General features: G+C 67.9%; 15 protein-coding genes and 1 pseudogene. 15 read left to right on the top strand and 1 reads right to left on the bottom strand.

Annotated elements, in window-relative coordinates:
• The first annotated feature begins 36 nt into the window (after positions 1-36).
• The 15 genes from ALIDE2_RS07710 to ALIDE2_RS07640 all read left to right on the top strand — a co-directional run bounded on the left by ALIDE2_RS07710 (position 37) and on the right by ALIDE2_RS07640 (position 15,900).
• Positions 37-1,092 carry a porin gene (locus ALIDE2_RS07710; protein WP_013519721.1) on the top strand — a complete coding sequence of 352 codons (1,056 nt, stop codon included), beginning with the start codon at positions 37-39 and terminating at the stop codon, positions 1,090-1,092.
• Positions 1,093-1,172: 80 nt separating this feature from the next.
• Entirely contained in the window at positions 1,173-1,619 is a 447-nt protein-coding gene (locus ALIDE2_RS07705; protein WP_238530120.1) for an MFS transporter, read from the top strand.
• Positions 1,620-1,725: 106 nt separating this feature from the next.
• Positions 1,726-2,535: an enoyl-CoA hydratase/isomerase family protein gene (locus ALIDE2_RS07700; RefSeq protein WP_013519723.1), complete on the top strand. Its 810-nt coding sequence runs from the start codon at positions 1,726-1,728 to the stop codon at positions 2,533-2,535.
• A gap of 95 nt (positions 2,536-2,630) precedes the next feature.
• Positions 2,631-4,124, top strand: coding sequence for an aldehyde dehydrogenase family protein (locus ALIDE2_RS07695; RefSeq protein ID WP_013721734.1), 1,494 nt, complete (start codon positions 2,631-2,633; stop codon positions 4,122-4,124).
• 88 nt (positions 4,125-4,212) lie between these two features.
• Positions 4,213-5,691, top strand: a complete 1,479-nt coding sequence (locus tag ALIDE2_RS07690) for an aldehyde dehydrogenase family protein (protein ID WP_013519725.1) — start codon at positions 4,213-4,215, stop codon at positions 5,689-5,691.
• 70 nt (positions 5,692-5,761) lie between these two features.
• A complete protein-coding gene (locus ALIDE2_RS07685; protein WP_013519726.1) occupies positions 5,762-7,168 on the top strand; it encodes an MmgE/PrpD family protein in 1,407 nt (468 codons plus the stop codon).
• 23 nt (positions 7,169-7,191) lie between these two features.
• On the top strand, positions 7,192-8,163 hold the full coding sequence (locus tag ALIDE2_RS07680) for a Bug family tripartite tricarboxylate transporter substrate binding protein (RefSeq protein WP_013721733.1): 972 nt from the start codon (positions 7,192-7,194) through the stop codon (positions 8,161-8,163).
• A 182-nt stretch (positions 8,164-8,345) separates the two neighbouring features.
• Positions 8,346-8,555 carry a hypothetical protein gene (locus ALIDE2_RS07675; protein ID WP_013519728.1) on the top strand — a complete coding sequence of 70 codons (210 nt, stop codon included), beginning with the start codon at positions 8,346-8,348 and terminating at the stop codon, positions 8,553-8,555.
• Between the two features lie 7 nt (positions 8,556-8,562).
• On the top strand, positions 8,563-10,050 hold the full coding sequence (locus ALIDE2_RS07670) for an aldehyde dehydrogenase (RefSeq protein WP_013519729.1): 1,488 nt from the start codon (positions 8,563-8,565) through the stop codon (positions 10,048-10,050).
• A 17-nt stretch (positions 10,051-10,067) separates the two neighbouring features.
• Positions 10,068-11,138, top strand: coding sequence for a zinc-dependent alcohol dehydrogenase family protein (locus tag ALIDE2_RS07665; protein WP_013519730.1), 1,071 nt, complete (start codon positions 10,068-10,070; stop codon positions 11,136-11,138).
• An 86-nt stretch (positions 11,139-11,224) separates the two neighbouring features.
• Positions 11,225-12,358 carry an ABC transporter substrate-binding protein gene (locus ALIDE2_RS07660; RefSeq protein WP_013519731.1) on the top strand — a complete coding sequence of 378 codons (1,134 nt, stop codon included), beginning with the start codon at positions 11,225-11,227 and terminating at the stop codon, positions 12,356-12,358.
• Positions 12,359-12,436: 78 nt separating this feature from the next.
• Positions 12,437-13,330, top strand: coding sequence for a branched-chain amino acid ABC transporter permease (locus ALIDE2_RS07655; protein ID WP_013519732.1), 894 nt, complete (start codon positions 12,437-12,439; stop codon positions 13,328-13,330).
• Between the two features lie 4 nt (positions 13,331-13,334).
• Positions 13,335-14,228 carry a branched-chain amino acid ABC transporter permease gene (locus tag ALIDE2_RS07650; protein ID WP_013519733.1) on the top strand — a complete coding sequence of 298 codons (894 nt, stop codon included), beginning with the start codon at positions 13,335-13,337 and terminating at the stop codon, positions 14,226-14,228.
• A complete protein-coding gene (locus ALIDE2_RS07645) occupies positions 14,225-14,989 on the top strand; it encodes an ABC transporter ATP-binding protein (protein ID WP_013519734.1) in 765 nt (254 codons plus the stop codon). Before ALIDE2_RS07650 ends, ALIDE2_RS07645 begins: the two co-directional genes overlap by 4 nt.
• Positions 14,990-15,153: 164 nt before the next feature.
• On the top strand, positions 15,154-15,900 hold the full coding sequence (locus ALIDE2_RS07640; RefSeq protein WP_013519735.1) for an ABC transporter ATP-binding protein: 747 nt from the start codon (positions 15,154-15,156) through the stop codon (positions 15,898-15,900).
• A 110-nt stretch (positions 15,901-16,010) separates the two neighbouring features.
• Here the strand turns inward: ALIDE2_RS07640 and ALIDE2_RS07635 are convergent.
• Positions 16,011-17,730: pseudogene (locus ALIDE2_RS07635) on the bottom strand (electron transfer flavoprotein-ubiquinone oxidoreductase).
• Positions 17,731-17,770 lie beyond the last annotated feature (40 nt).

Raw genomic sequence — 17,770 nt, 5'->3', positions numbered from 1 at the left:
CACATTTTTCACCCACCTCGAAGGAGACCCTTGACTATGAAAAAAACCATCGCACTCGCTGCCGGCCTGGCCGGCATGGCGCTATCGCCCGCCTTCGCGCAAAGCAGCGTCACGCTGTACGGCCTCATGGATGCGGGCCTTGTCCACATCGATAACGTCGGCGGAGCCAGTTCCAATCAGGTGCGCAGCGGCAGTGCGCTGACATCGCGCTTCGGTTTGCGCGGCAGCGAGGATCTGGGGGGCGGCCTAAGCGCCATCTTCAACCTGGAATCGGGTATCTGGGCCGATACCGGCGCCATCCAGGGTGATTTCTTTCAGCGCCAGTCCTGGATTGGCCTGCGCTCCGCCAGCTTCGGCGAGGTGACGGCAGGCCGCTTGTTGCCCTCCATCAGCGATGTCCTCATCGGATCGACCCAGGCCCCCTACCTGGGCAACCCCACCGCCACCATCGACGGCGCGGCTACCGCCGGCGCGTCAGCGCGCTTCAACAACATGCTGGGCACGCGCGTGAGCAATGCCATCAAGTACGCGTCCCCGAGTTTCTCGGGCTTCAAGGTGCATGCCTTGACAGCGTTCGGCGAAGTCGCCGGCTCCAACTCTGCAGGCCGCGTCCTCTCGCTCGGCGGCAGCTACGTCAGCGACAGCATCGAGGCCGGCCTGGTCTATCACGAGACACAGTGCAAAGACGCAGGCGGATGCGCCCCAGGCAAGGCCAAGGACAAAATCCTCGGCCTGGGCGGTTCCTACAAGCTCAACGGCGCCCGCTACGGCGCGGTCTATACCCGCCAGGAAAACGCGCTCAACGTGCAGGGCAACGATGCGGACGTGTTCACCATGTACGCGCGCGTCCCGCTTAGTCCGCAATGGATCGTCATGGGTGGCCTCCAGTTCCAAAACGACAAGTCCGTACAGAACTACGATGTGCGCCAAGTCAACCTGGGCGCCAACTACGTGCTGAGCAAGCGCACCTGGCTGTATGCGCTGTATTCGCACCAGACCGTGAAGAACGGCGGCAAGGCCGGCATGTACTCCGCCACGTCGGACAGCGACAAGCAGAACCAGTTCAGCACCGGCGTCGTGCACACCTTCTGAGCCGCGCCGAACGCATAGTTGTTACTTCCAAGGGTTGGGGCATGACTCTGTCATGCCCTTTTTTTCTTACCGTGAAGAATATGCCCCTCGGTACACGCGCAGACTCCCCTGGAGCGCTCCTGCGCCACCCGAGCTTCCCCCGGCTGTGGGGCGTATGGCTCATGGCCAACGTCTGCATGTGGATGAGCGACGTGGCCGCCGTCTGGCCCATGACCTCGCTCACCGACAGCAAGCTGATGGTAGCCATGATCCAGACCTGCACCACCCTGCCCGTCTTCCTGCTGGCCCTGCCGGGCAGCGCCATCACAGACATCGTCGATCGCCGCAGCGGCTTTCTGGCCGCGCAGTGCTGGACGGCGCTGGCCGCCGCCATCGTGTTCAATGGCATGGCGGTGAATGCCTCGCTCGTGCTGGTGCTCCTGCTGGCAGGCGTCATCATCGCCTGGCTGGGAGGCGCCTGGGTGTTCGCGCTGACGGCCACGGGCATCGCGCCGTGCGTCCTCCTGGGCCGGCGCTATCGCATATAACGCGTCAAAGTACGGAACACGCACCCGACATGCGTTGCACAAGCGCCGGCCGGGTGCCTACATTGCACCATCCGTCAGCACTCTTGAACCTTGGACCGTGGACGCCATGCAATACGAAGATTTCCAGTTCATCCTGTTCGACCGCAAGCCCGATGGCGTGCTGCTGGCCACGCTCAACCGGCCCGAGGCCATGAACGCCACGAACAACCGCATGCACTGGGAGCTGACCCAGCTCTGGGGCGTGGTCAATGACGACCCCGGCGTGAAGGCCGTCGTGGTCACGGGCGCGGGCGAGCGCGCCTTCTCGGCGGGCGGCGACCTGTCGGTGGTGGAGGAGATGGCCAACAGCCAGGAAGCCACCATGCGCGTGATGAAAGAGGCCAGCGACATCGTCTACAACATGCTGGCCTGCGACAAGCCCATCATCTCCGCCATCAACGGCACGGCCGTGGGCGCGGGCCTGGCCGTGGCGCTGCTGGCGGACGTGAGCGTGATCGCCGAGGACGCCAGGCTCACCGACGGCCACGCGCGCCTGGGCGTCTCGGCCGGCGACCACGCGGCCATCATCTGGCCGCTGCTGTGCGGCATGGCCAAGGCCAAGTACTACCTGATGACGGCGGACTTCATCGACGGCAAGGAGGCCGAGCGCATCGGCCTCGTGACCTTCTGCACCCCGCGCTCCGAGGTACTGCCCAGGTCGCTCGCCATCGCCGCCAACCTTGCGCGCGGCAGCCAGGCGGCGATCCGCGCGACCAAGAAGTCGCTCAACAACTGGATGCGCCAGGCGGGGCCGATCTTCGACAACTCCCTGGCCATGGAAATGCTGTGCTTCCTGGGGCCCGACGTGAAGGAAGGGCTCGCGGCGCTGCGCGCCAAGCGCACGCCCGATTTCCCCTCGGCACGGCTGCCGGGTTGAACCATGACGCACTGCCACTGCCGGCAGCAGTGCGTCCACAAAACTAACAAACAATAGTTAGCCCTAAAAGAATATTTGCGACACAAGGAGACACCATGACCGTTGCACCCCCCTCCCCCGCCGAAGCCGCGCGCGCCCAGGCGATCGCCTGGATCGGCCAGGCCCCGAAGCGCCTGCTGATCGGCGGCCAGTGGGTCGATGCCGTATCGGGCAAGACCTTCGAGACCCTCAACCCCGCCACCGAGCAGCTGCTGTGCCGCGTGGCAGAGGCCGAACAAGCGGATGTGGACGCCGCCGTCGCGGCCGCGCGCAAGGCGTTCGAAGCGCCCTCGTGGTCTGCCATGTCGCCCCACTCCCGCACGCGCGCACTGCTCAGGATCGCCGACAAGGTCGAGGCGCATATCCCCGAGCTGGCCGCCATCGAGTCGCTCGACAACGGCATGCCGCTCTGGTACGCCACGGCGGCGGCCACGGCCTGCGCGGACATCTTCCGCTACTACGCGGGCTGGTGTTCCAAGGTGCTGGGCACCACCATCCCTTCGGATGGCAGCACGCTGATCTACACGCTGCGCGAGCCGCTGGGCGTGTGCGGCCAGATCATCCCGTGGAACGTGCCGGTGCTCATGGCCTCCATCAAGTTCGCCAATGCGCTGTGCTGCGGCAACACCGTGGTGCTCAAGCCCGCCGAGCTGGCGTGCCTGACCTCCATCCGCCTGGCCGAGCTGATCCAGGAGACGGACCTGCCCCCCGGCGTCATCAACGTGCTGCCGGGCTTCGGCCCCACGGCGGGCGCGGCGCTGGCGCAGCACCTGGGCGTGGACAAGATCGCCTTCACCGGCTCCACGGCCGTGGGCAAGCAGGTGGTGCGCGACGCCACCAGCAACCTCAAGAAGGTGACGCTGGAGCTCGGCAGCAAGGCGCCCAACGTGGTGTTCGCCGATGCCGACCTGGACAAGGCCATCGCCACGGCCGTCAAGACCTTCTGCGGCAACTCGGGCCAGGTGTGCTCGGCCGGCACGCGCCTGTTCGTGCAGGAGAGCATCCACGACGAGGTGGCCGAGCGCGTGGCCAGTGAGGCCGCCACGTGGAAGGCGGGCGACCCGTTCGCGGCCGACACCAAACTGGGTCCGCTGATCTCCGCCAGGCAGCGCGACCGCGTGTGGTCCTACATCGGCGCGGGCCAGGAAAGCGGCGCCGCGCTGCGCCTGGGCGGCAAGGCGTGGAACGGCCCGGGCTACTTCGTCGAGCCCACGGTGTTCGACAACGTGAAGAACGGCATGAAGATCGCGCAGGAGGAGATCTTCGGCCCCGTGCTCTCGATCATCCCGTTCAAGGACGAGGACGACGCGGTGCTGCAAGGCAACGAAACGACCTACGGCCTCTCGGCCGCCGTGTGGACGCGCGACGTCTCGCGCGCGCACAAGGTCGTCAAGGCGCTCAAGGCCGGGCGCCTGTGGATCAATACCTTCGGCGAGGCCGATCCCGCCATGGCCTTCGGTGGCTACAAGCAGTCGGGCTGGGGGCGCGAGTTCGGCGCGGAGTCCATCGAGGCGTACACGCAGGCCAAGTCGGTGATGGTGCGGCTCTGACCCGCATTGCTACTCATTCAGTAGCTGTCAGCGCTTTTCCAGCAATCGCTACAGGCCAAAAACACTTGAAAGACCAAAGGAGACAGGCATGAGCCAGCCAACAATCCCCGCCTTCGTTCAAGGAACCAAGCAGCTGCTGATCGGCGGCCAGTGGGTCGCGTCCAGCACGGGCCAGCACATCGACGCGATCAACCCCGCCAACGGCGAGCTGCTGTGCCGCATCGCCCAGGGCAACGCGCAGGACGTGGACCGCGCCGTGGCGGCCGCGCGCAAGGCCTTCGAGGGTCCGTGGAGCCGCTTCACCGCGCACGAGCGGCGCAAGCTGCTGCTCAAGGTGCACGACGCGATCATGGACAACTTCGAGGAGCTGGCGCTCATCGAGACGCTGGACATGGGCGCGCCGCTCGCGCGCACGCGCGGCTACAAGGAATGGCTGTCGCAGCTGCTGCAGTTCTACGCGTCACAGACGGGCCTGGCGGGCTCGGTGACCGGCACGCCCATGTCCATCGCGCCGAACTTCATGGCGCTCAAGCACCAGGTGCCCGTGGGCGTGGTGGGCGGCATCATCCCGTGGAACGGGCCTCTCATGGGCCTGTGGTGGATCTACGGCCCGGCCCTGGCCACGGGCTGCACGGCGGTGCTCAAGCCCGCCGAGGACGCATCGCTCTCGTCGCTGCGCGTGTCCGAGCTGATGATGGAGGCGGGCGTGCCCGAGGGCGTCATCAACGTCGTCACCGGCTACGGCAAGGACGTGGGCCAGGCCCTGTCCGAACACATGGGCGTGGACCGCGTGGCCTTCACCGGATCGGTGGGCACGGCGCAGGCCATCGTGCGCGCGTCGGCGGGCAACTTGAAGCGCCTGCAGCTGGAGCTGGGCGGCAAGTCGCCCGACATCGTGCTGGCCGACGCCGACCTGGACAAGGCCGTGCCCGGCGCGGCCATGGGCGTGTTCAGCAACACCGGCCAGGTCTGCGTGGCGGGCACGCGCATCCTGGTGCAGCGCGCCATCCACGACGAGTTCGTGCAGCGGCTGGCGGCCTTCGCCAAGACCATCAAGATCGGCGACGGGCGCGAGAGCGGCGTGCAGATCGGCCCGCTGATCTCGCAGCGCCAATTGGACCGCGTGATGCACTACATGGACATCGGCGGCAAGGAAGCGCAGCTGGTGCACGGCGGCCAGCGCCTGACCGGCGGCGAACTGGGCAAGGGCTTCTTCGTGGAGCCCACGGTGTTCGCCAACGTGCGCAACGACATGACCATCGCCCGCGAGGAGATCTTCGGCCCCGTGGCCTCGGTGATCCCGTTCGACACGGTGGAGGACGCGCTGCGGCTGGCCAACGACACGCCCTACGGCCTGGCAGGCGGCGTGTGGACGCAAAACCTCGGCACCGCGCACAAGGTCTCGCAGGGCATCCGCTCGGGCACGGTGTGGGTCAACTGCTACGGCGTGATCGACCCGGCCACGGGCTTTGGCGGCACCAAGATGAGCGGCTACGGCTGGAAGGGGGGCAAGGAGCACGTGGAGAGCTTCCTGTACCCCAAGGCGACCTACTTCAACCTTGTCTGAGAAGGAATTTCCCGAATTATACCTTATGCAGCAAGCGCCTGCAGCTATCTTTTGAGGAGCAATAAACACCATGACCGACTCCGCCCTTCCCCACTGCCCGCCCCTGGAGCAAGCGCTGGTGCGCTTCGTCCAGGACCTGCGCTACGAAGACCTCGACGCCCCCGCCCACGCGGGCGTGAACCGCCTGATGCGCGACCAGCTCGCGCTGCAGATCGGCATCTCGCAGATGCCGTGGTCGCAGCAGCTGCTCAAGTACGCTGCCGCCCAGCAGCGCCCCGGCGCCAGCCGCGTGGCCGCCAGCGGCCTCACCATGAGCGCGCAGGACGCCGCCTTTGTCAACGGCTCCTACGGCCACGGCTTCGAGTACGACGACGCCCACGGCCCCAGCTACAGCCACCCGGGCAGCTGCGTGATCCCGGCGGCGCTGGCGCTAGGCGAGGAGCTGGGCGCGACGCTGGAGGAAGTCGTCACCGCTCTCGTGGCAGGCTACGAGGTCTACACCCGCATCGGCCTGCTGGCCGCGCCCGACCTGCTGCAGCGGGGCTTTCACCCGCACTGCGTGCTCTCCAGCTTCGGCGCTGCGGCCGTGGCGGCCAAGCTGCGCAGGCTCGACGCCGAGACCACGCTGCACGCGCTGGCCATCGCGCTCAGCCACACCAGCGGCACCACCGAGTACACCTCCACGGGCGGCTCCATCAAGCGCATCCATGCGGGCATAGGCACGAAGAGCGGTATGGCGGCGGCCGAGATGGCGCGCGCCGGCATCACCGGACCACGCGCCTTCCTGAGCGGCAACAAGGGCTTCTTCAAGACCTTCCTGCAGCGCGGCCCGGGCGACGGCGCCGAGGCGCGCTTCGCCCCCGGCCAGCCCTTCCAGATCGCCACCGTCTGGCTCAAGGCCTACTGCGCCTGCTACTGCACGCACGCCTACATCGACGCGCTACGCCCCTTCGCCGCGCGCCGCACCGAGATAGCCGACGTGCACCTCAAGATCACGCCGCACTTCAACGTGGTCGTGGGCACGGCCAACGCCAACGCCTACACGCCCAGGAACATCGAGCACGTGCAGTTCAGCCTGCCCATCCAGGCCGCGTTCGCGCTGCTGGGCCTGGGCAACGGCTACCCCGTGCACCGCGACTACCTGGCCGGCAAGGTGGACATGGCGCCCGTCATCGCGCTGGCGCGCGGCATCCGCATCACCGAGGAGCCCGCGCTGGAGAAGAGCCACCCGGGCAAGTTCGTGGCCGACGTCACGGTCGCCTTCCAGGACGGCAGCTCGCAGCATGTCTTCGTCGCCGACCCGATCGGCACCGACACCAACCCCATGCCCGAGCAAGTGCAGGACGCCAAGTTCATGGAACTGACCGAAGGCGTGCTGGGCGCCGGGCGCGCCCGCGCGCTGCTCGCCGCGCTGCGCGCCATGGACCCGGCGATGAAGGCCGCCGACCTGACGGCCCTGTGCGCCGCGGCGCAATAGCCCCGTACCCGAGGAGAACCACCATGATTTCACGCCGCCACCTCCTGCAGGCCCTGCCCGCGCTGCCCGCCGCGCTGGGCCCCGCCATCGCGCTGGCGCAGCCGATCGCCGGCAAGCCCATCCGCCTGCTGGTCGCCGCATCCGCCGGCACGACCGTGGACGCCGCCGCGCGCTTCGCGGCCGAGCCGCTGTCCAGAATCGCGGGCGTACCCGTCGTCGTGGAGAACCGCCCCGGCGCGGGCGGCGCGATCGGCAGCGAGGCCGTGGCCAAGTCGCCCGCCGACGGCCATACGCTGCTGTTCACGGGCGTGACGCACTTCTCCGCGCGCTACTCGGGCGAGGCATCGGCCACCTACGACCCGGTGAAGGACTTCAAGGCCGTCGCCCGCATCTGCAGCGCCGCGCTGGCCGTGGTGGTGGCGGCGGACTCACCCTACAAGACCATGGCCGACCTGCTGGCCGCGATGAAGGCCAGGCCCGGCGAGGTCGACTACGGCTCGGGCGGCGTGGGCAGCACATCGCACCTGTGCACCGTGATCCTGAACGACCTGACCAGGACCTCGGCCAAGCACATCCCCTACAAGGGCAATACCCAGGCCGTGACCGACACGGTGGCCGGCATCGTGGCCTTCACCTGCCAGGGATCGGGCGGTGTCTTGCCTTTGATCAAGGCCGGCCGCCTGCGCGCGCTGGCCGTGACCAGCCGCAATCGCTGGGAGGCTCTGCCCGACGTGCCCACGGGCACCGAGTGCGGCATTCCCGGCTTCGAGGTGGCTTCGTGGATGGGCGCGTTCGCCCCCGCGGGGGCGCCCGACGCCATGGTCGCCCTGGTGTCCGACGGGCTGGCAAGGATCGCGCGCTCGCCCGAGTTCAAGGCCTTCTGCGACAAGCAGTCGATGTTCGTCGAGCTGGTGGAGCACCGCGCGTTCCAGGCCAGCCTGCCGGCCGAGGACGCGCGCTGGCGGCGCGTGGCGGAGCTGGTCAAGCGGTCCTGACACCGGCCTTCGGGAGGTGCGGGTGCGGCCGGCCGGATCTTCTTCAATTCCGTCGAATCGGCATTTCGCACTTCGTCAATTGACCCCCCATCGGCTCTCTCCTAGATTGGCGCGCTCGCACTGGCCTGGCCAGGCGAACGGGCCTGAAACGATCCCGGAAAAACCAGGCAGGAGACAACACCATGCTGCATCTTCATCACCTTGTCCGCACGCCCGCGGGCACTGCGGTTCCGGGCGCGCTGGCCGCAGTGGAGTCCCGCGCTCGCGCCGTCGTCTTCTTCGGCCCCTCCACCTCGGCCGGGAGCGTGGCCGTTTCGCCGATCTTCAACGGCACGAAGGCGCCCGGCCCGTGCTTCGCCATCCCGGGCGCAGATCCCTTCAACCTGATGTGAGAGCGCCATGCCCCAAGACTCTGCCCTCCTGCCCCGCTACGAGCACTTGTACATCAACGGCGAATGGGTGACACCGATTGACGGCGAGCTCGTCGAGAGCATCGACCCCGCCACCGGCCGGCCCTGGGCCATCGCGCCCCTGGGCGGCGCGCGCGACATCGACCGCGCGGTCGAGGCCGCGCGCCGCGCCTTCCCGGCCTGGAGCCGCAAGCCCGGCCACGAGCGCGCCGCGCTGCTGCGCCGCCTGGCCGACCTGTTCGCCGCCGCCATCCCCGAGCTGGCGGTGATCGAGTCGCACGACAACGGCAACCTCGTGCGCGAGCACCGCGCCAGCCTCACGGCCCAGGTGCAGTGGTACCAGTGGTTCGCGTCGCTGGCCGACAAGGCCCAGGGCACGACCATTCCCATCGACGACAGCGTGCACGCCTTCACCACGCGCGTGCCTGTGGGCGTGGTGGGCGCCATCATTCCGTGGAACGCGCCGCTGCTGGCCACCTGCCTGAAGGTGGGCGCGGCGCTGGCGGCGGGCTGCACGCTGGTGGTCAAGCCCGCGGAGTCCACGCCCGTCTCCGCGCTGGTGCTGGCGCGGCTGGTGCACGAGGCGGGCTTTCCGCCCGGCGTGTTCAACGTGGTGCCGGGCCATGGCCGCACGGCGGGCCAGCGGCTGGTGGAGCACCCCGACGTGGACAAGGTCTCGTTCACCGGCTCCACCGCCACGGCCAGGCGCATGGTGCGCGACGGCGCCGACAACCTCAAGCGCTTCACCTTCGAGCTGGGCGGCAAGGCGCCGCACATCCTGTTCGCCGACGCGGACATCGACAACGCCATCAACGCCGCCACGGCCTCGGCCTGGCGCCTCACGGGCCAGAGCTGCGCGCTGGGCTCGCGCGTGCTGGTGGAGCGCAGCATCTACGACCGCGTGGTGGAGGCCTTCCGCGAACGCGCCAAGGCGGTACGCGTGGGCTTGCCCTGGATCGACGCCAACCACATGGGGCCGCAGGCACACCAGCAGCAGCTGGACAAGACGCTGTCGTACATCCAGTACGGCAAGGAGGACGGCGCCGAGCTCGTCACGGGCGGGCGCCGCATCGACACGCCCGAGCTCGCGGCCGGCTACTTCGTCGAGCCCACGGTGTTCGCGGGCGTGGACAACGGCATGCGCATCGCGCGCGACGAGATCTTCGGGCCCGTGGCCTCGCTGATCCCGTTCGACGGCGAGGACGAGGCCATTGCGATCGCCAACGACACGCCCTACGGCCTCACGGCCGGGCTGTGGACGCGCGACGTGGGGCGCGCGCACCGCGTTTCCAGCCGCATCGAGGCGGGCATGGTCTGGGTCAACACCTATTCGTTCCTGCGCTGGTCCACGCCCTACGGCGGCTTCAAGGCCAGCGGCTGGGGGCGCGAGAACGGCATCGACGCGCTCGATCCGTACCTGGAGACGCGCACCACCGTCATCAGCACCACGGGGCAGTTCCCCAACCTGTACGTTTGACCATCAAGGAGACCACCATGCGCGGCATCGTATTCAGAGGCGACCGGAAGCTCGAAATCCTCGACTTCCCCGACCCCACGCCCGGCCCCGGCGACGCCATCGTCGAGATGAAGGCCTCGGGCATGTGCGGCAGCGACCTGCACTTCTACCGCAACAAGCCCGCCGAGGTGCTCAAGTCCCTGGGCTTCAAGGACCTGGCCTCGCGCGGCATGGCCGAGGACACGCCCATCATCGCGGGCCACGAGCCCTGCGGCCAGATCGTCGCGGTCGGCTCGGCCGTCGATCCGCGCGTGTTCAAGGTGGGCGACCGCGTCACGGTGTTCCACTACGAGGGCTGCAACCACTGCGACCACTGCCGCAGCGGCTGGACGCAGATGTGCAGCCATGGCGCGGACATCCACGGCGTCATCAAGCATGGCGGCCACGCGCACTACATGAAGGTGCCCGTGACTTCGCTGGTGCATCTGCCCGAGGAGGTGTCCTACGCCACGGGCGCGGCCATTTCCTGCGGCACGGGCACGGCCTGGGGGGCGCTGCTGCGCCTGAATGTCACCGCGCGCGACACGCTGGCCGTGTTCGGCCTGGGGCCCGTGGGACTGTCGGCCGTGCAACTGGCCGCGGCCATGGGCGCGGAGGTGATCGGCATCGACATCGCGCCCGACCGCGTGGCGCGCGCCAGGGAGTTCGGCGCGGCCCACGTGATCGACGGGAGCAAGGCCGATCCGATCGAGGAAATCCTCAAGCTCACGGGCGGCCTGGGCGCGACCTGTTCCATGGACTGCGCGGGCGGCGACGTGCCCAAGCAGCAGGCCGTGCGCTGCACACGCCCCTGGGGGCGCATCGCGCTCGTGGCCGTGGGCGGCAACCTTCATGTGGATGGCATGAAGGACGTGATCGGCAAGCAGCGCACCATCGTCGGCTCCTACACCTTCTCGGAGCCGAGCATGAAGGACTGCGTGACCTTCGTGGCCCGCCACGGCGTGCAGGTGGACAGGCTTTTCACCGACCACTGGAAGCTGGAGCAGGCCCAGGAGGCCTACCGCGTCTTCGACGGGCAGGCCGGCGGCAAGGGCGTGTTCGTGTTCTGAAGGAATTCAAGCAAAAAAGACCCCTGGCGCTTTTCCATCAAGCGCCAGTAGCTCTTATTTCAATAGCAACCTCACAGGAGACAACCATGCAGTGCTTTCAACATGCCATCAGGAAACTGGCCACGGCCGCAGCGCTCGCCGCGTCGGCCACCCTGGCGGCCCAGGCCCAGGACATCCCCGTGGTGTCCATCCAGTCGGTCACCGGCCCCGTGGCCTTCGCCGGCGCCAACTACCAGAAGGCCATCCGCCTGGCCGTGGAAGAAGCCAACGCCAAGGGCGGCGTCAACGGCCGCAAGATCAACCTGATGGAGCGCGACAGCGCCAGCGACAAGGGCCAGGCCATCAACCTGGCCGGCCAGGCGGCGGACCGCGACCGCGCCGTGCTGGTGCTGGGCCCCTCGGCCACCACCGAGGGCGTGGCCGTGGCCCCCGTGTTCAACGACAAGAAGACGCCCAGCCTGAGCTTCGTCACCTCGGACGCCATCCTCAAGCCCGGCCCGTGGATGCTGAAGTTCCAGCAGGCGCCCTCGGTGGTCAGCCCGCTCGTGGCCAAATACGTGCTGGAGAAGACGCCGATCAGGAAGGTGGCCATCGTCTACGACCGCGTGAACGAAGCGCTGATCGAATACAAGAACCACTTCCGCGATCCCTTCAAGGCGGGCGGCGGCACGGTGGTGGCAGAAGAAGCCGTGGTCAGCAGCGACTCCAACTTCCTGCCCCTGGCCACCAAGCTCAAGGGCCTGGACGTGGATGCGGTGTACTTCGCCACCTACGGCGAGCAGTCGGCCAACATCGTGCTGCAGCTGCGCCAGGCGGGCAGCGGCGACAAGGTGCGCTACATCGGCACCATCGCCATGGTGTCGCAGAAGTTCCTGGAGATGACGGGCCCCGCGTCCGAAGGCTCCATCGCCGTGTCGGACTACGTGGCGGGCATCGACCGGCCGCTGAACAAGTCGTTCGAGGCCGCCTACAAGGCGCGCTGGGGCGTGGAGCCCGACAACTGGGCCGCATCGGCCTACTCGCTCGCCCAGGTGGCGCTGGCGACGCTCAAGGAAGCCGGCCCCAACCCCACGCGCGACTCGGTGCGCGAGGGCTACCACAAGGTGCGCGACGTGCCCATCGTCGGCGGCTCCGGCGTGTGGAACCAGAAGGACCGCGTGCCGAGCTACGGCGCCATCGTCCTCGTGGTCAAGGGCGGCAAGTTCGTCCCCGCGCCCTGAATTTCTATTGAAACGATAGCTGCCAGCGCTTGATGCACAAGCGCTGGCGGCCAATCTCACTCTTATGAAGCCTCTCCCATGCTGATCCAACAGCTCCTCAATGGCCTGGTCGTGGGCGGCACCTTCGCCGTCTTCGCGCTGGGCTTCACCCTGCTGTTCGGCGTCAACCACATCCTGAACATGGCCTACGGCTCCGTGTTCATGTGGGGCGCATTCGCGGGCCTGTACGCCGCCACGGTGTTCCATGCGCCGTTCATCGTCGCGCTGCTCGTGGGCATGCTCGCGGGCGGCGTGCTCTCCGTGCTGCTCGACTTCGTGGCCTTCCGCCCGCTGCGCCGCCGCCACGCGCCCGAGTTCTCCTACATCCTCACCTCCATCGGCGCGAGCATCGCCCTCGTGGCGCTGGCGCAGAAGGCCTCCAACACGGCCGTGTGGCAGTTCCCGGCCGACACCTTCCCTGTGGTGATCCACGAGTTCCTCGGCCTGCAGGTGCAGCGGCTGCAGCTCATCATCGTGCTCTCCGCCCTGGTGCTGGTGGGCGCACTGATCTATGCGCTGTACTACACCGGCATGGGCCGGCGCATCCGCTGCGTGGCGCATTCGGAAGGCACGGCGCAGCTGCTGGGCATCAATGCCGAGTGGGTCAACATCCAGGTGTTCTTCATCTCCGGCGCCCTGGCGGGCTTCGCGGGCGTGCTCATCGGGCTGGCGTTCAACTCGGTGCACTTCCTGATGGGCGAGCCGTTCCTCATGCGCGCCTTCGTCATCATCATCCTCGGCGGCCTGGGCTCCATCGCGGGCTCGCTCGTGGGCGGCGTGATCATCGGCGTGGTGCAGACGCTGGCCTATGCCTACATCTCCTCGGCGGCGGCGGACGCCATCGCCTTCGTCATCCTCTTCGTCATCATCCTGATCCGCCCCACGGGCCTGTTCGGCAAGCCGGGCGCGGTCATGCGCGTGCAAAGGCAGTGAACCCATGATCGATTACCTGCTTTCCTATAGCTCCGTCCTCGACCATGTGCTGATTTACACGCTGCTGGCCATGAGCCAGGCGGTGGTGCTGCGCGCGGGCACGTTCTCCATCGGCCCGGCGGCGTTCGCCGCCATCGGCGCCTATACCTCGGCCATCCTGGCCGTCACGCACGGCTGGTCCGCGCCGCTGGCGATCGCCAGCGGCACGCTGCTGGCGGGCGTGGTGAGCGCGCTCATGGCCTATCCGCTCTCGCGCCTGCGCGGGGTGTTCCAGGCACTGGCCACGCTGGCGCTGGTGCAGGTGATGGTGACCATCGCCCAGAACTGGGACAGCGTGACCAACGGCGTGCTGGGCATCTCGGGCATTCCGAAGGCGGCCACCACCGGCTGGCTGCTGCTGATCGTGGCCCTGTGCATGCTGCTGACCTGGACGCTGGGCAAGTTCAGCCTGGGCCGCGCCATGGACGTGATCCGCGCCGATGAGACGGTGGCGGTGTCGCTGGGCATCCGCGTGGCCTATCACCAGCGCCTGGCGATGGTGCTCTCGGGCCTGTTCGCGGGGCTGGCCGGGGCGCTGCACGCGTTCAACTCGTATGCGATCTCGCCCGAGGAGTTCGGCTTCCACATGCTGGTGCATGCGCTGGCCTCGTCCGTGCTTGGCGGCGCCACGTCGATCTGGGGGCCGCTGGTGGGCGCGGGCGTGCTGACCACGCTGCCCGAGTTCGTGCGCTTCTTCGCCGACTACCGGGGCGTGGTGCAGGGCGCGCTGCTCATGCTCATCATCATCTACCTGCCCCATGGCATCGCCGACACGCTGCGCTCGTGGCGGTATGACCGCAAGGTGCAGCGCGAGGTTGCGCTGCGCGAAGGCACGCTGCGCGAAGGAGCCCCGGCATGAGTACCGCACCCACCCTGCAGCTCGACGGCGTGGGCAAGCGCTTCGGCGGCCTGCCCGCCGTCGATGGCCTGAGCCTGTCGGCGCCGCCCGGCACCATCACCGGCCTGATCGGTCCCAACGGCGCGGGCAAGACCACGGTGATCAATCTCATCATGGGCATCCTCAAGCTCACTTCGGGCCGCATCCTGTTCAACGGCAAGGATGTTTCCACGCTCGAGGCCGCCGACCTGGCGCGCGCGGGCATGGCGCGCACCTTCCAGAACATCCGCCTGGTGACCGAGGGCACGGTGCTGGACAACGTGCTCTCGGGTTTTCACCTGCACCAGCGCACGGGCTTCTGGGCCAACCTGCTGGGCCTGCCCTCGGCGCGGGCCGAGCAGGCGGCGCACCGCGCCGAGGCCCAGGCGCTGCTGGAGCGCTTCGGCATGGCGCATCTGGCCGAGCACCGCGCGGGCACGCTGTCCTACGGCCATCAGCGGCGCATCGAGATGATGCGCGCGCTGGCGATGAGGCCGCAGCTGCTGCTGCTCGACGAGCCGGTGGCGGGCATGAATGACACCGAGGCCTCCGAGCTGGGCCACATTTTCAGCCAGGTGGCCGCATCGGGCGTGGCGATCCTGCTGGTGGAGCACAACATGCGCTTCGTCACGCAGGTCTGCTCGCATCTGTATGTCACGGCCTCGGGCCGCCTGATCGCCCAGGGTGCGCCAGACGCGGTGCTGGCAGACCCTGTGGTGATCGAAGCCTATCTGGGGAGCTAGAGAGCGTGTTATGCACTTTCACGTGCCCACGTTGGGCCAAAAGGCCTGTGATAGCAAGGCGCGGTCCGCCGCCAAGGCCGGGGCCTTGGCAAGGGCCGCAACGCCGCGAGCGCTGGCCTTTTGGCCCAACGTGGGCACGTGAAAGTGCATAACACGCTCTCTACATGAACCATCCCATCAACCAATCCGCCGCGCACGCCCTGGCCATCGACAGGCTGGAGGTGCACTACCAGGGCATCACCGCGCTGCGCGGCGTGTCGCTGCAGATCAAACAGGGCGAGATCTTCACGCTCATCGGGCCCAATGGCGCGGGCAAGTCCAGCCTGGTCAACGCGGTGACGGGCATCGTGCCTTCCACGGGCTCCATCGAGTTCGGCGGGCGCGAGTTCAATCGCCTGCCTTCGTACCAGAGGGCGCGCCTGGGCGTGATCCAGGTGCCCGAGGGGCGGCGCGTGATCGCCCCGCTGTCGGTGCTGGAGAACCTCATGCTCGGCCGCGAGGCCCTGGGCGCGCGCAAGGGCGACGTGCAGGCCGACCTGGACCGCGTGTTCGCGCTGTTCCCCATCCTGGCCGAGCGGCGCCAGCAGCTCTCGGGCACGCTCTCGGGCGGGCAGCAGCAGATGCTGGCCATCGGCCGCGCGCTCATGGGCCACCCGCGCGTGCTGCTGCTCGACGAGCCCAGCCTGGGGCTGGCGCCGGTGATCATCGCCGATGTGTTCCGCGCCATCCGCCGGCTCAACGAGGAGGGCATGACGATCTTCCTGGTGGAGCAGAACGCGCGCCTGGCGCTGGAGACCGCGCACCGCGCGGCCGTGCTCGAACAGGGGCGCATCGTCAAGCAGGGCGAGGCCGATGTGCTCGCGCACGATCCCGAGGTGGAGGAGCATTACTTCGGGCAGGCGGCGCATTAGGCGCCCCAAACGGCACAGGGCGCCTGGCAGTCAGGCGCCCTTCGTTTCTTCCGCACTGGTCGTGGCCAGCGGCAAGCCCAACGACTGCCCCCGGCCAAGCTGCGGCTGCGTCACATACCCGAATAGTTGGGCCCGCCGCCCCCCTCGGGCGTGACCCAGACGATGTTCTGCGTCGGGTCCTTGATGTCGCAGGTCTTGCAGTGCACGCAGTTCTGCGCGTTGATCTGCAGCCGCTGCTGGCCCGCATGGGCCTCGTCGGGAACGAACTCGTACACCCCGGCCGGGCAGTAGCGCGCCTCGGGCCCCGCGTATGTGGCCAGGTTCACGTTCACGGGCACCGAGGCGTCCTTGAGCGTGAGGTGCGCGGGCTGGTTCTCTTCGTGGTTGGTGTTGCTGATGAAGACGCTGGAGAGCCGGTCGAAGGTGAGCTTGCCGTCGGGCTTGGGGTAGACGATGGGCTTGCACTCGGCCGCGGGCTTGAGGTACGCGTGGTCGGGCTTTTCGCGGTGCAGCGTCCAGGGGATGTGTCCGCGCAGCACGAATTGTTCGAAGCCGTTCATCAGCGTGGCGGTGGCCAGGCCGTACTTGAACCAGTTCTTGAAGTTGCGGTCTTTGTTGAGTTCGGTGTAGAGCCAGCTTGCCTCGAAGGCCTTGGGGTAGGCCGTGAGTTCGTCGTGCTGGCGGCCCGCTTGGATGGCCTCGTAGGCGGCCTCGGCCGCGAGCATGCCGGTCTTGATGGCCGAGTGGCTGCCCTTGATGCGGCTGACGTTCAGGTAGCCCGCGTCGCAGCCCACGAGCGCGCCGCCGGGGAAGATGGTCTTGGGGCAGGGAGTTGATGCCGCTGGCGTTGATGGCGCGCGCGCCGTATGAGAGGCGCTTGGCGGTGATTTCGCCTTTGTCGTTCTCGAAGTACCAGCGCACGTTGGGGTGGGTCTTCCAGCGCTGGAATTCCTCGAAGGGGGCTCAGGTACGGGTTGGTGTAGCCCAGGCCGGTGACGAAGCCCAGGGCCACCTTGTTGTCTTCCAGGTGGTACAGGAAGGCGCCGCCGTAGGTCTTGCTGTCCATGGGGCAAGCCGGCGGTTGTGCATGACGAAGGCCGGGCTGTTGTTCTTGGGGGTCGATTCCCCACAGTTCCTTGACGCCGATGCCGAAGCTTTGCGGGTCGCGGTTGTCGTCGAGCTGTAGCGGGCGATGAGCTGCTTGCCCAGGTGGCCGCGCGCGCTTTCGGCGAAGATGGTGTACTTGCCCAGCAGTTCCATGCCGAGCTGGAAGTTCTCGGTGGATTCGCCGTCCTTGCCCAGCCCCATGTTGCCGGTGGCCACGCCCCGTACCGCAGGTACGCCCCCATTCTCGGAGCCGTCCGTGTAGAGCACTTCGGCGGCGGGGAAGCCGGGGAAGATTTCCACGCCCAGGCTTTCGGCCTGTTCGGCCAGCCATTTGGTCACGTCGCCCAGGCGCACGATGTAGTTGCCGTGGTTGTGCGCGAACGGCGGCAGGAAGGCGTTGGGCACGCGTAAGGCCGAGGTTTCGGACAGGAAGATGTAGGCGTCGTCGGTGACGGGCTGGTTCAGGGGCGCGCCGCGTTCCTTCCAGTCGGGGATGAGTTCGGTGAGCGCGCGCGGGTCCATGATGGCGCCCGAGAGGATGTGCGCGCCGGGCTCGGAGCCTTTTTCCAGCACGACGACGGAGACGTCCGTGCCGCGCTCGGCCGCCAGTTGTTTCAGGCGGATGGCCGTGGACAGGCCCGCCGGGCCTCCGCCGACGATCACCACGTCGTATTCCATGGCTTCGCGCGGGCCGTATGCGCTGAGGATTTCTTCGTTCGTCATCGTGCGGTCTCTTTGAATGAAATCGGCCTTTAGCGCTTGT

This window comes from Alicycliphilus denitrificans K601 (assembly GCF_000204645.1).
Classification (GTDB): Bacteria; Pseudomonadota; Gammaproteobacteria; order Burkholderiales; family Burkholderiaceae_C; genus Alicycliphilus; species Alicycliphilus denitrificans.
The sequence above is the reverse complement of the archived record's forward strand: the minus strand, read 5'-3'. Positions and strand labels throughout refer to the sequence as shown.